Below are 12,604 nucleotides of genomic sequence, written 5' to 3' on the forward strand. Positions count from 1 at the left end.
TCCTTTGATCAAAACTAGTAAAGGGTGCGGGCGAGCTTTTCAGCCTCGCCATCGAGTTCGTTCGCCTTGCCGCCGCCAATCAGGGCGTAGGCGACTTCGCCGATCTGCCAATAGGCAGCCTGGACGTCGTCGCGCGTGACATGGCTGACCTTCTGGACGGCGAAGTTGCCCGGACGGATGGCAAACAGTGATAATTGCCCGCCCTTGCCGGCATCGACCGTCATTTCGACGCTCGGACCGAATTCGGACGGATAGATCTGCGCATCGGTGACGCGCCAGCCTGTAGGCATCTCCGGAAGGACGATCGCCGTCGAGGCGCGGATCTCTTCCGGATTGTAGCCCGCCTGCCCAGGCTGCGACTTCATCGTGTCGCGCGTCGCGGTCGCCTGATAGGCGCGCACCGCATCGTCGACGAAAGCGGGTGCCGGAACCGATGCATTGACCTCGCTTGCCGTGAAGGCGCCGAAGGATGTATGCGCCACCCAGCCGGTCGCCATCAGCATGGCGACGGCCGCCACCCGCTGGAAGGAGCTCAGCACGCGGCCATAGGCGAGCCCACGCTCCAGCCGCCGGGCGGCCTCGCGGGTTTCCGCCCTTGCCGCCAGACCTTCACCCGCCAGCGCCATGCGCAGCTCGCCCCGCATGCTGAGATCAGCCATGACCTTGGCGGCAATCGCCGGATGCTCGGAGAGATAGGATTCCACCTCGACACGGCGCGCCACGGTCAGCTCGCCATCGACATAGGCGTCGAGATCGCTATCGATGATCGGATCAATTGTTTTCATTGCCGCCTCCGTCGATGAGCCGAAGATGCGAAATCTTGGGTGCCGTCTCCTCGAAGCTCCGGAGGCTGGCGCGGGCCCTGGCGATGCGCGACATCAGCGTTCCCATGGGAATGCCGAGCGCGGAGGCCGCCTCCTGATAGGAAAGATCCTCGATCGCCACCAGATGCAGCGCCTCGCGCTGCTCTTCCGGCAGATTGAAGAAGGCGTCGCGCACCTGGCTCAGGCGCACGGCATGGTCCTGCGAGGCCGGAAGGGCCGGCTCGAACTCGACTGCTGCCTCTTCATGGCGACGGTTCAGTGAACGCTTCTGGCGCAGGCGGTCGATATGGGCATTGTGCAGGATCGACAGCAGCCAGGTGCGCAGGTTTGCGCCACGCCGGAAACTTGCCTTGCGTTCATAGGCCTTGACCAGCGCATCATGCACCAGGTCTTCCGCCTCATCCGCATTGCGGACAAGCGAACGGGCATATCGTCTCAGCGAACCGAGCTGCCCTAAAACGTCGAATGTCCGTTTGTTGCGTTCCATACCCCAATATACGGAAGCCGGGCCGATCTTATTCCATGGCCCGACAAATATTTTTTTGCAGGCTCCTACATCAGCACGAAATCCCTGGGCTGCGGCATCGGCGGCAGGTCGGTTTCGCCGAGCGCTTCCCTGAGATTGATCTCGATCGTATCGGCGAGAGCGCCGATCGCCAAAGCGTTCGGACGATTGCCGAAGGGGTCCTCCAGCTCGTCGCCAAGCGCATCGAGGCCGAAGAAGGTGTAGGCGACCAGAGCGGCCACGAAGGGCGAACCCCAGCCCAGCGTGTCGACGAAGCCGAAGGGCAGCAGGAAGCAGAAGAGATAGGCGGTGCGATGCAGAAGCAGCGTATAGCCGAACGGCAGCGGCGTGTTGCGGATACGCTCGCAGGCCGCCTGCACCGCACCCATTTGAGCGACGCTGGCATCGAGCATTTGATATTGGATATCCGAAATTCCGCCCGCTGCCTTCAGCCGCGCCAGATCGGCCGACATCAGGCGCAGCAGGAGATCCGGTTTATTCTGAGCCGCGCGATAGAAATCGGCTTCGCTGGGCGCCAGGTGTTGCAGCACCTTGTTCTCGTCGCCGCCGGGCCGCAGATGGCAGACCAGCGCCTGCGCAAAGGCCATTGTCAACCGCAGCAAACCCTTGCGTGCCTGACGCCCGGTCTCGCCGGCAGCCTCCAGCATTAATGTCTGCCGCGCAAAGCCGCGGCTGACCTGGATGAGCAGCCCCCAGTCGCGCCGCCCTTCCCACCACCGATCGTAACAGGCGTTGTTGCGGAAGCCGAGGAAGATCGAAAGCGCGATGCCGAGCAGCGAGAAAGGCGACCCGTTGAAGGAGAGGATGACGTTCGGCCGCTCTTCATGCCCCCAGACGATCAACACCGACAGCAGGAAGATCACGACGATCTGCGGCAATATCCGTCGGACGACTGAACCGCGCACAATGAAGAAAAGCTGGAAAAGGCTCGGCCGGTCGCGGACGATCATGGTAAAAGGCACTCTCGATTGATGTCTGGCAATTGCAAAGCAATACACCAGACATCAGGAGAATAACGAGCATTTCCTGCAAAGCCGCTCTGACCGGCCCGCATTGCTAGCCGGCTCTCCTCAATTTGCCGAGGCGTTCGCTGCGACCAGCACCGGATCGGAGCGATAGTCCCCAGGGAACAAACGCTGCAGGTTTTTGACCTTCGGCAGGTCGTTGACGACGATATAGGGATAATTGGGGTTCATCGTCAGGAAGTTCTGGTGATAGCCCTCGGCGACATAGAACTGCCGCTCCGGCTCGATCTTGGTAACGATCGCCGCGTCGAAGACCTTGGCGTGATTAAGCTGCCCGATATAGGCTTTGGCGACATCAGCCTGCTCGGCGGTCATCGGGAAGATCGCAGAACGATATTGCGTGCCGCTGTCCGGCCCCTGATAGTTCAGCTCTGTCGGGTCATGGGCGACCGAGAAGTAGATCTGCAGCAGATGCCCGTAGCTGACCTTGTGCGTATCGAAGACGATCCGCACGGATTCGGCATGGCCCGTATCGCCGCCGCTCACCGTCTCGTAGTGCGCCGTATCCTTCTTGCCGCCGGCATAGCCCGAGGTGGCGCTGATCACACCGTTGACATGCTGGAACACGCCCTGCACGCCCCAGAAGCAGCCACCGGCAAGCACCGTGGTTTCCGTGCTGCCCGAGCCCGGCTTTTCATCCACGGCCGGCGCCGGAATGACGCGAGCATCTTCAGCCAAGGCGTGGCTTACGAATTGCAGTGCAACGCCGGCCAGCAACACGGCGCCAACAGCAAAGGCTGCCGGGCGGGCAACATGCGACAGGGCCTTGCGGATCGTAACTTTCGATGAAACCGTCATGATGATCTCCTCTCGACCGCGATTATAAATTCTCTGGTCACAAGGAGATACGGGAGGACAGGGTTTTTTGTTACACACGCCCGCGTGAAACACCGAAACGTGATGCTGCGCCAGGCCAGCCGAGTCAGTACGACAGCTCAGTAGTGCGGCGGCTTTGTAATGGCCGGCGCATCCATCGTCTGCTCTTCCAGCGTCAGGAAACGCTCGGCCAGCCGGTCGAGCTTCAGCCTCGTCTGCTCGACCACTTTCCATTGTTCCGCCACCTGGTCGGACAATTCCTCGATGGTCTTTGCCTGATAGGCCACCAGCTCTTCGAGCGTGGTGATGCGGCTTTGTTCGTCTGACATCTCTGTTCCTCTTTCGGCAGCGATCTATATCACCCGAACCGCCGGCGTATAGTCTTTCAATTAGGCATATGACAGGCACCGGCGCCATTTGACGAATATATGACAAAACTGGAAAACAGGTGAAAAGACCCGTTACCTAACTGACATCGGGGCCTTCTAAAGAGATCGGCAAGAAGCGCCGGTTTTGAAGGATATTCCCTCCACAAGCGCTCTCTTTCAAGATTTCCGGAGAAGCGCCTTGAAGATCATCCAGATCACCGACACGCATTTGAGCCCGAACAAGCCGCATTTCAACGGCAATTGGGAGCCGCTGGCGCGGTGGATCGAAGCAGCTGGCGCCGATCTCGTCATCCATACCGGCGATCTCAGCGTCGATGGCGCCGACAAGGACGAAGACCTCACCTTTTCCATGGACCTGATGCGTCAGGTCTCCGTGCCGATGTTGATCGTGCCCGGCAATCATGATGTCGGTCATTTGCCGGGCTCCTACCAGCCCGTCAATCCCGAGCGTCTGGAGCGCTGGCGCCGTCTCGTCGGCCCGGACTACTGGGCGAAGGACGTGGACAACTGGCGGCTGATCGGCCTCAACAGCCTGCTGATGGGCTTTGAAGACGCCGAAGAGCAGAAGCAGTTCGATTGGCTGCAGGAGACGCTCGAAAGCCGCGGCGACCGCCGCGTGGCGCTCTTCGCCCATAAGCCGCTGTTCGTCGATGCCCCGGACGAAGGCGACACCGGCTATTGGAGCGTTCGCCCGGTGCAGCGCCGCCGTCTCTACGATCTGATATCAGCCCACGACGTCGCCCTGCTCGGCAGCGGCCACCTGCACTGGACCTGGGAAGGCCGCTTCAACGATACGGCGCTAGTCTGGGCGCCGCCCGCCGCCTTCATCCTCGACACAATGGAACGCGAGATGCCGGGCGAACGTCTGATTGGCGCCGCGATCCACGAACTCGGCGACACCGTCACCACCGAGATCGTCGCCGTCCCCGGCATGACCGCCTATTTCCTCGACGACGTCGTCATGGAAGTCTATCCGCAAGCAGCTCCGAAGGCACAGAAGGAGCCGACGGAATGAGCGCGCTCTCGCTTCGCGGCATCACCAAATCCTTCGGCGGCAACGCCATTCTGAAGGGCGTCAGCCTTGACGTCGAACCGGGCGAATTCATCGCCCTCGTCGGCCCATCCGGTTGCGGCAAGAGCACGCTGCTGCGCATCCTTGCTGGGCTCGATCATGCCGACACCGGTGAAATCGTTCTCAGCGGCAACGACGTTTCCGGCGTCGCGGCGGCCGACCGCAACATCGCCATGGTCTTCCAGTCCTACGCCCTCTATCCGCATCTGACGGCTTCGGAAAACATCGCCGTGCCGCTCGCCATGCGCCGCCTGACGCGCGTGCAGCGCCTGCCCTTCATCGGCGCGCTGATCCCCGGCCAGCGCGCGACCCGCAGCGGCATCATCCGCGATGTCCGCGAGATGGCGACCTCGCTGAAGATCGACCACCTGCTCGACCGCAAGCCCGGCCAGATGTCCGGCGGCCAGCGCCAGCGCGTGGCGCTCGCCCGCGCCATGGTGCGCCGCCCCAGCGTCTTCCTCATGGACGAGCCGCTTTCCAATCTCGATGCCAATCTGCGCGTCCATGCCCGCGGCGAAATCGTCGATCTGCATCGCCGGGCCGGCGTTCCCACCGTCTACGTCACGCATGACCAGGCCGAAGCGCTTTCCATGGCCGACCGCGTCGCCGTGATGATCGGCGGGCAGTTGCTGCAGCTGGCCTCACCGCAGACGATCTATGATGATCCGGCCCATGTCGAGGTCGCCCGCTTCGTCGGCCAGCCGCGCATTAACCTGCTGCCGGCGCTCGCCGAAAACGGCATCGTCGCCTTCGGCGGCATCAGGCTGGCGCTGGAGGAGACTACTTTTGCCGGCTCCACTGTTACCCTCGGCATCCGCCCGGAATTCGTTCGCCTCGCCGGCAGCCGCCAGGACGCGCTCGCCGCCCATATCGAGCGGATGGAATTCCTCGGCTCGGAAGTCATCCTGCATGCCAAGCTCGACGCCATCGGCGAGAGCATCGTCGCCAAGCTCACCCCCGCCGACACTGCGGGCCTGTCCGCCGGTATGCCGGTCGCGCTGACACTGGCGCCGGAACAGGCCATGGTCTTTGCTGAAGACGGCCGCCGCCTGCGCACGACCCCCGTTACGGTCGAAGCCGGCAGGGAGAAGGCCCATGGCTAGCATTACCGCCACGGCTATCCCGATGCGGTCGGCGGCAAAGCACGAGCGTAGCGAGACCCGCACCGCCCTGCTGCTGGCGCTTCCGGCGATCATCCTGATTGTGCTGTTCGTTCTGCTCCCGATCGTCGCCGTCATCGTCCTCGGCTTCACCGACTTTCAGCTCGGCGACAAGAGCCTGCGCTTCGTCGCCTTCGAGAACTACGCACATCTGCTCAAGGACCGCACCTTCCAGAAATCACTGTGGAACACGGCGGTCTATACGGCCATCGTCGCTCCCGCCTCGATCGTGCTTGGCCTCGGCGTCGCGCTGTTGATCGAGAGCGAAGGCATCGGCCGCAGCTTCTTCCGCACCGCCTATTTTCTCCCCGTTGCCTCGCTGATCGTCGCCATGGCAACCGTGTGGCAATACCTCTTCCATCCGACCATCGGCCCGATCAACGCCATGCTCGGCGAAATCGGCCTGCCGCGCCCGAACTGGCTCGCCTCCTCGGCGACCGCGCTTTACAGCCTGTCGATCATCGGCATCTGGCAGACGGTCGGCTTCAATATGGTGCTGTTCCTCGCCGGCCTCACCGCCATCCCGCGCGAGCTCTATGCCGCCGCCGAAGTCGACGGCGCGAAATCGGCGTTCGACCGCTTCTGGCTGGTTACCTGGCCGATGCTCGGGCCGACGACGCTGTTCGTCACCACGATCAGCATCATCAATGCCGTTAAGGTCTTCGATACCGTCAAGACGCTGACCGAAGGCGGCCCGAACCATGCCTCGGAAGTGCTGCTCTTCACCATCTACCAGAAGGGCTTCGTCTATATGCAGGTCGGCTACGCCTCGGCGATGACGACCGTCTTCCTCATCATTCTGGTGGTGCTGGCCTTCCTGCAATATCGCGTCCAAGACCGGCAGGTGCATTACACATGACCTCCACAAGCTTCACTCCCGGCCGCATCCTGCGCCTTTCGCTGCTGATCCTCGGCTCGCTCGTCTTCCTCGCGCCCTACATCTTCATGATCTCGACCGCCGGCAAGGCGCAGGACGATATCTTCACCTCCGCCCTGAAGCTGATCCCGACGCATTTCTTCTATATCGAGAACATCACCAAGGCGCTGAGCAAGGTGCCGATGGGCACGCTGCTGCTCAATGGCGTTGTCGTCTGCGGCCTGATCTTCTTCTTCCAGGTGCTGATCGCCATCCCCTGCGCCTACGCCATGGCGAAGCTGAAATTCCCCGCCGCGCGCCTGATGATGGTGCTGGTCATGCTCGGCCTGCTGATCCCGATCCACGCAACCGCCCTGCCGCTCTATGTCGCCTTCAACAGCCTGTCGCTGCTGAACAGCTACACCGCGCTGGTGGCGCCCTTCTCGATCTCGGTCTTCGCGATCTTCATGTTCCTGCAGTTCTTCCGCGCCATGCCGGATGACCTGATCCATGCGGCTCGCCTCGATGGCATGTCGGAGCTCGGCATCGTCGCCCGCATCATCGTGCCCAACGCCTGGCCGGCGGTCACCGCCTTCGCGATCTTCTCGGTCGTGGCGCATTGGAACGATTTCTACTGGCCGCTGATCGTCATCAGCAACCAGAACTACGCCACGCCGCCGCTGGGCCTCATGTATTTCCGCGCGGCCGAGGCTGGCGACGACTACGGCGCGCTGATGGCCGCGACGCTGATCATCACCCTTCCCCTCGTCGCCGCATTCCTTCTGGCACAGAAGCGCTTCGTCGAGGGCATCACCATGACCGGTCTCAAGGGCTGACCGGTTCGAAACAGGAGAACGAGCGATGAAGCATATCACCCAGATTCTCGCCGCCGCGGCCATCTCGATGGTCGTGTCGGTCCCGGCCTATGCCGAGACGACCTTGACGGTTCACTATCCGATGCCCGGCTTCTTCAAGAACGTGATGGACACGATCTCGAAGAAGTTCATGGAAGAAAACCCGGATATCAAGATCCAGTTCGCCGCTCCCTCGGCCACCTACGAGGAAGGCATCCAGACCATCCTGCGCCAGGCTGGCACCAGCGAGATGCCCGATGTCACCTTCATCGGCCTCAACCGCCTGCGCATGATGGACGAGCGCAATGTCGCCGTCGATCTCGGACCGCTCGTCCAGAAGGACGGCAACATGGCCGCACAGGGCTTCTCCGACACCATCCTCAAGCTCGCCCAGGTCAAGGGCAAGCAGGTCGGTCTCGCCTTCGCGACCTCGAACCCAATCATGTATTACAACGCCGACCTGGTGAAGGCTGCCGGCGGCGACCCGGAAAACCCGCCGAAGACCTGGGACGAAGTCATCGCGCTTTCGGCCAAGATCAAGGCACTCGGCAACGGCGTCGACGGCATGGACTTCCGCTGGCAGGGCGATGACTGGATGTTCTCCGCCCTCCTCTTCGGCGCCGGCGGCAAGATGCTGAGCGACGACGAAAGCAAGGTCGCCTTCAACGGCCCTGAGGGACAGAAAGCCGTCGAGCTGATCCAGCGCTTTGTGAAGGAAGGCGGCATGCCGGTCTTCACCAAGGCTGCCGGCGAACAGGCTTTCGCCGCCGGCAAGGTCGGTTTCGAATTTCAAACCACTGGCGCGCTTGTCAACACGATCAAGAATGTCGGCGCCAAGTTCGACCTGCGCACCGCCAAGATCCCGCTGATCGATCCGGTCAACGGCCGCCTGCCGACCGGCGGCAATGCCGTCGTCATCCTGACCCATGATCCGGTCAAGGAAGAAGCCGCCTGGAAGTTCGCCAAGTTCGCCGCCGGCCCCTATGGCGCCTCCGTCGTCGTTCCCGGCACCGGCTATGTCCCGAACAACGAGCTCGCCGCCAAGTCGGCCGAGTATCTCGGCGACTTCTACAAGAAGAACCCGCTGTTCCAGGCCGGCCTCAGCCAGATGCCGGTGATGATCCCCTGGTATGCCTTCCCCGGCGCCAACGGCGTCAAGGTCACGCAGACGATCGTCGACAACCTGTCGCGCATCGTCGATGGCTCCGCCGAGCCGAAGGAAGCGCTCGATGACGCCGCTTCCGACGTCGAAGGCATGCTGCCGCGCAGCTAAGGCTTGATTGACCACCAGACACGCCGCCTCCTTTCCCGGGGGCGGCGTTTCCATATCCGTAAATGCGTCAGGACGAAGTGTTGAGATTGCGGACTGTCCCGCCCGGCCGCAGCCGATAGGGCACCGTCAGGTGGCGCGGCGGTGCGGCATTTTCCGCCATGTCGAGCAGCAGCGAGGCGGCCGCGGCCCCCATGGTCGCATCCGGTATATCGACCGTGGTCAGCGACACCTCCATCAACTGGCCGAGGGAGATTCCGTCGAACCCGGCCACGGAGATATCACGCGGGATCGACAGCCCCTGACGTCGCAACGCTCCCATCACGCCAAGGGCCAGGAGATCGTTGGAGGCTATGATCGCGGTCGGCCGCTGGCCCGATATGACATCCACCAGATCGAGCTGCTCCAGACCGTCGATGAAGGAAATCTCCAGGGGAGCGAAGGGGGGATGGCCGGCGGCCTCCATCGCCTTGACATGGCCGAGATAGCGTAGCCTTGCCCGATCAGAGGCGGAGAAATGCCCGGCGATGAACAGGATACGGCGATGCCCCTGACGCAGCAGATGATCGGTCAGATCCCGGCCGGCGCCGAAATTGTCGGTCGCGACAGCGGCGGTGAAGCGGGCCGTCGGCAGATTGCCGAGCAGCACGGTCGGCGGCAGCGCGGACGAAAGAGCTGGGCTGTGTTCGGGATCGCAGACCGTGAGGATGAGGCCGGTCGGCTGCTGCTGGAGCAAGGATGCGACGGCATCCGCCTCCTGTGCCGGATCGTAGTTCGACTGCGCGATCAGCACACTATGGCCGGCATGCAGCGCCCGATGCTGAATGCTGGAAAGCGAAGCAGCAAAGACCGGGTTGGTGATGCTGGGAATGAGCACGCCGATCGCCGGCCGACGACTGGTATAGCTGCCGGCGCGACCGCTGGCGCGATAACCCAGCTCGGCCGCAGCCCGGCGCACGCGGCGCACCATCTCGTCGCTGACCGGGCCGTTATGATTCAGCACCCGGCTTGCGGTCGCGATCGAGCAGCCGGCGCGAAAGGCGACTTGCTGGAGCGTCGACATGATCTCATGCATCTCCGGCTTCAGGTCCGCCGTTGAAGGCCGGCAGGCCATGGGAATGGCGGGGATTTATAGCAGTTCGATGACAGTTATTTGAATGAGCTCGAAATGGGAACGCGATCAGCGTTCCCTTTATGATCGGCGTTGGCATGATTGCTATATTAGCAATAGTATATTTATATCATATTTTAACGCGACTGACGGCTTTCGCTTTGCACTATCTAGGATAGTGGCGTGAAAATTGGTAATCGTCAGTGGCATCGGTCCCTAAGGGGCCGGCTATTGTTGGCTTGGGGCGTGGCAACGATGCTGCAGGATGCGCAGTCCAAGGACTATTTCAGGCTGAGCGCGCCGGCGCGCTCGCTTCGCGCTATCCTCTGCAAAAACGGAATCGACATCGACTGTCCCGAAGGGCGCGCTTTCGTGCTTGGCCTGCAGCATCAGGAGCCGGCGCTAGACCGGGCCGAGCTTGGCGAATGCCTCGTTCCGGTCATTCCCTTTCCTCACGGCATGATCGCGCTTGCCCGCCTTATCCTCGACCCACCTGCGGAGGTGGATGACAAAGAGACGATCAGCCTCTATCTGCCACGCCACACCTTCGACCGGATTGCCGACCTCTCGCTTGCGCCCGGCTGCGCTGCAGGCGATACCGTCCTCGAAAACCTGTTATCCCGCCTGATCCCGGCCATCGAACATCCTGATCGGACAAGCCCTCTACTCGTCGAGCACATCGGCAAGGCTTTCAATACGCATATCGTCCAGCGCTACGGCCGCCGTATGGCGATGGTGCGATCCGCTGTCATCGGCGGCTTGACGCCATGGCAGCTGCGCCGTGCCCGCGATACGATCAATGCCCGGCTGGATCGGGATGTGTCTCTGGCGCAACTGGCCAGCGACTGCGGCCTTTCGACCAGCCATTTTGCCCGCGCCTTTGCGCGCAGCACCGGCATCCCGCCGCATCGCTGGCTGATGCAACGCCGCGTCGACCGCGCCAAGGAACTGATGCGCAAGGGAACGCCGCTTGCTGAAATCGCGCTGATGTGCGGCTTCTCGGATCAAAGCCATTTGACGCGCGTCTTCTCGCAATCCGTCGGCCTCACGCCGGGACGCTGGCGGGAATCGCAGATCCCGGCCGCCTTCGACATGACATCGATCGCATTAGGCGAGGCATGACCCGCGACATCTAGGCGCTTGATCTCCGCTGCGCCGCAGCAGATCCTCAATAAGACCACGAAGACGAATGATGCTGTCATCAAGCAATGCCATCATCGCGCTGCTGTGATCCGCAGATCCGACCCTTTGAAAGGATGCTCTCATGTCTGAAGCAGAAGCACGGACGCCTGCCACCTCTCCCGAAAATACCGAACGGCTGTTCTTCCTCGACATCAATGACGGCCGAATTCTCTCCTCCGCCATCGACGGCACCGACCTCCAGCTGATCATCCAGCGGCCGGGCCGCAGCCCGGACGGCATTCTCGTCGACAGCGAAAACGGTTGGCTCTACTGGACGGAAATGGGCACCGACTACAATGCCCATGACGGCTCGATCGAGCGTATCGATCTCGACGGCAGCAACCACGTCACATTAATTCCGCCCGGCAGCACGCTGGTGACGCCGAAGCAGATCCAGATCGATTACGGCAATGGCAAACTCTACTGGTGCGACCGCGAGGGCATGCGTGTCATGCGCGCCAATATCGACGGCTCCGATATCGAGACGCTGGTGCAGAACGGCGACAGCCCGCAAGACAGCGCCGATATCGAACGCTGGTGCGTCGGCATCGCGCTCGACCTGCCGCTCGGGCAGATCTACTGGACGCAGAAGGGTCCGCCGGATGCCGGCCTTGGCCGCATCTTCCGCGCCGGCATCAACATTCCCAAAGGCGAGACGGCAACGAGCCGCAGCGATATCGAAGTCCTGCTCGACAAGCTGCCCGAGCCGATCGACCTCGAACTCGATCTCGCCACCCGCATCATCTACTGGACCGACCGCGGCAATCTTCCACGAGGGAACACCGTCAACCGCGCCGAGATGGACGATCTCGCAGCAACCTCCGAAGTCGTCCTCGAGGGCCTCGACGAAGGCATCGGCCTATCGCTCGACCTCCCTAACAACCGCATGTTCTTCACCGACATCGGCGGCAATCTCTACTCCGCCAGCCTCGATGGCTCAGGCGAGCGTGAGCTTCTGCATCATGCGGGCTCGTTCACGGGGATTGTTTACGCGGAAATCTGACCAACCGGCGACGCCAAACCCATACCGTAGGCACGCAAAGAAGCGTGCCTACGACACATCTTCTTCCAAGATCATCCGCTCTAGGTTCCGATTAAGTCGCCGCATCAATTGCAGCAGCATTTGAACCTCGTCGTCGTTGAATCCCGCCAGAACCATCTCCCGTCCCTCGTCCAAAGCATCGCGGGCTGCGGGAAGCTTCGCGAGGGCCGCCTCGGTCAACGACACGAGGCTGCTGCGCCCATCCGCCGGGTCTGGCGTGCGCCGGATCAAACCATCGCGCTCCATGCGGGCCAACATCTGCGCCATCGACGGCTGCTCGATCTTGGCGAACTTCGCCAATTCCTTCTGAGACATCCGCGCTCCATTCCGAAGCAGGTAGAGCACCGGCAGCTGGCCGATGTTGAAGCCCAACGCCTTCACTCGACGCTCGCCGAGCCGCGCAAAGCTGCGCGACGCCATGTTGATGAGCGGCGCCGGATTCTCGAACAAGTCCCAATCGGTCATATTTTCGTCACT

At 62.1% G+C, this 12,604-nt stretch carries 14 protein-coding genes; 7 read left to right on the plus strand and 7 right to left on the minus strand.

Features of this window, described 5'->3' with window-relative positions; genetic code table 11:
* Positions 1–14: 14 nt before the first annotated feature.
* The 5 genes from PMI03_RS23545 to PMI03_RS23565 form a co-directional block, all read right to left on the minus strand.
* Positions 15–785, minus strand: a complete 771-nt coding sequence (locus PMI03_RS23545) for an anti-sigma factor (RefSeq protein WP_007699201.1) — start codon at positions 783–785, stop codon at positions 15–17.
* Positions 772–1,311, minus strand: a complete 540-nt coding sequence (locus PMI03_RS23550) for a sigma-70 family RNA polymerase sigma factor (RefSeq protein ID WP_007699204.1) — start codon at positions 1,309–1,311, stop codon at positions 772–774. Before PMI03_RS23550 ends, PMI03_RS23545 begins: the two co-directional genes overlap by 14 nt.
* Positions 1,312–1,376: 65 nt before the next feature.
* On the minus strand, positions 1,377–2,300 hold the full coding sequence (locus PMI03_RS23555) for a bestrophin family protein (RefSeq protein WP_007699207.1): 924 nt from the start codon (positions 2,298–2,300) through the stop codon (positions 1,377–1,379).
* A gap of 120 nt (positions 2,301–2,420) precedes the next feature.
* The gene (gene msrA / locus PMI03_RS23560; protein ID WP_007699210.1) at positions 2,421–3,173 is read right to left on the minus strand and encodes a peptide-methionine (S)-S-oxide reductase MsrA; all 753 of its coding nucleotides are present in this window, start codon (positions 3,171–3,173) and stop codon (positions 2,421–2,423) included.
* 137 nt (positions 3,174–3,310) lie between these two features.
* Entirely contained in the window at positions 3,311–3,520 is a 210-nt protein-coding gene (locus tag PMI03_RS23565; RefSeq protein ID WP_007699212.1) for a SlyX family protein, read from the minus strand.
* 238 nt (positions 3,521–3,758) lie between these two features.
* Between PMI03_RS23565 and PMI03_RS23570 the strand changes: the two genes are divergently transcribed.
* The 5 genes from PMI03_RS23570 to PMI03_RS23590 are packed head-to-tail and all read left to right on the plus strand — an operon-like array spanning position 3,759 to position 8,795.
* A complete protein-coding gene (locus PMI03_RS23570; protein ID WP_007699214.1) occupies positions 3,759–4,595 on the plus strand; it encodes a metallophosphoesterase in 837 nt (278 codons plus the stop codon).
* Positions 4,592–5,755, plus strand: coding sequence for an ABC transporter ATP-binding protein (locus PMI03_RS23575; RefSeq protein ID WP_007699215.1), 1,164 nt, complete (start codon positions 4,592–4,594; stop codon positions 5,753–5,755). The genes PMI03_RS23570 and PMI03_RS23575 overlap by 4 nt, the downstream gene beginning before the upstream one ends.
* A complete protein-coding gene (locus PMI03_RS23580; RefSeq protein WP_007699217.1) occupies positions 5,748–6,671 on the plus strand; it encodes a carbohydrate ABC transporter permease in 924 nt (307 codons plus the stop codon). The genes PMI03_RS23575 and PMI03_RS23580 overlap by 8 nt, the downstream gene beginning before the upstream one ends.
* Positions 6,668–7,504, plus strand: a complete 837-nt coding sequence (locus tag PMI03_RS23585; RefSeq protein ID WP_007699219.1) for a carbohydrate ABC transporter permease — start codon at positions 6,668–6,670, stop codon at positions 7,502–7,504. The genes PMI03_RS23580 and PMI03_RS23585 overlap by 4 nt, the downstream gene beginning before the upstream one ends.
* A gap of 25 nt (positions 7,505–7,529) precedes the next feature.
* Positions 7,530–8,795, plus strand: coding sequence for an ABC transporter substrate-binding protein (locus tag PMI03_RS23590; RefSeq protein WP_007699221.1), 1,266 nt, complete (start codon positions 7,530–7,532; stop codon positions 8,793–8,795).
* A gap of 67 nt (positions 8,796–8,862) precedes the next feature.
* Here the strand turns inward: PMI03_RS23590 and PMI03_RS23595 are convergent, their stop codons facing one another.
* Positions 8,863–9,855: a substrate-binding domain-containing protein gene (locus PMI03_RS23595; protein WP_039974597.1), complete on the minus strand. Its 993-nt coding sequence runs from the start codon at positions 9,853–9,855 to the stop codon at positions 8,863–8,865.
* A 279-nt stretch (positions 9,856–10,134) separates the two neighbouring features.
* Between PMI03_RS23595 and PMI03_RS23600 the strand changes: the two genes are divergently transcribed.
* Together PMI03_RS23600 and PMI03_RS23605 are read left to right on the plus strand one after the other, a co-directional pair.
* Positions 10,135–11,025 carry an AraC family transcriptional regulator gene (locus PMI03_RS23600; protein ID WP_309574476.1) on the plus strand — a complete coding sequence of 297 codons (891 nt, stop codon included), beginning with the start codon at positions 10,135–10,137 and terminating at the stop codon, positions 11,023–11,025.
* A gap of 142 nt (positions 11,026–11,167) precedes the next feature.
* Entirely contained in the window at positions 11,168–12,088 is a 921-nt protein-coding gene (locus tag PMI03_RS23605; RefSeq protein ID WP_007699230.1) for a YncE family protein, read from the plus strand.
* Positions 12,089–12,136: 48 nt separating this feature from the next.
* Here the strand turns inward: PMI03_RS23605 and PMI03_RS23610 are convergent, their stop codons facing one another.
* Positions 12,137–12,592, minus strand: coding sequence for a MarR family winged helix-turn-helix transcriptional regulator (locus tag PMI03_RS23610; RefSeq protein ID WP_007699234.1), 456 nt, complete (start codon positions 12,590–12,592; stop codon positions 12,137–12,139).
* Positions 12,593–12,604: the final 12 nt, after the last annotated feature.

It is taken from the genome of Rhizobium sp. AP16 (assembly GCF_000281735.1).
Classification (GTDB): Bacteria; Pseudomonadota; Alphaproteobacteria; order Rhizobiales; family Rhizobiaceae; genus Rhizobium; species Rhizobium rhizogenes.

Coding starts and splice junctions, on each gene's coding strand:
- PMI03_RS23545 (WP_007699201.1), bottom strand. CDS start 785: ATGAAAACAATTGATCCGATCATCGATAGCGATCTCGACGCCTATGTC.
- PMI03_RS23550 (WP_007699204.1), bottom strand. CDS start 1,311: ATGGAACGCAACAAACGGACATTCGACGTTTTAGGGCAGCTCGGTTCG.
- PMI03_RS23555 (WP_007699207.1), bottom strand. CDS start 2,300: ATGATCGTCCGCGACCGGCCGAGCCTTTTCCAGCTTTTCTTCATTGTG.
- msrA (WP_007699210.1), bottom strand. CDS start 3,173: ATGACGGTTTCATCGAAAGTTACGATCCGCAAGGCCCTGTCGCATGTT.
- PMI03_RS23565 (WP_007699212.1), bottom strand. CDS start 3,520: ATGTCAGACGAACAAAGCCGCATCACCACGCTCGAAGAGCTGGTGGCC.
- PMI03_RS23575 (WP_007699215.1), top strand. CDS start 4,592: ATGAGCGCGCTCTCGCTTCGCGGCATCACCAAATCCTTCGGCGGCAAC.
- PMI03_RS23580 (WP_007699217.1), top strand. CDS start 5,748: ATGGCTAGCATTACCGCCACGGCTATCCCGATGCGGTCGGCGGCAAAG.
- PMI03_RS23585 (WP_007699219.1), top strand. CDS start 6,668: ATGACCTCCACAAGCTTCACTCCCGGCCGCATCCTGCGCCTTTCGCTG.
- PMI03_RS23590 (WP_007699221.1), top strand. CDS start 7,530: ATGAAGCATATCACCCAGATTCTCGCCGCCGCGGCCATCTCGATGGTC.
- PMI03_RS23595 (WP_039974597.1), bottom strand. CDS start 9,855: ATGTCGACGCTCCAGCAAGTCGCCTTTCGCGCCGGCTGCTCGATCGCG.
- PMI03_RS23605 (WP_007699230.1), top strand. CDS start 11,168: ATGTCTGAAGCAGAAGCACGGACGCCTGCCACCTCTCCCGAAAATACC.
- PMI03_RS23610 (WP_007699234.1), bottom strand. CDS start 12,592: ATGACCGATTGGGACTTGTTCGAGAATCCGGCGCCGCTCATCAACATG.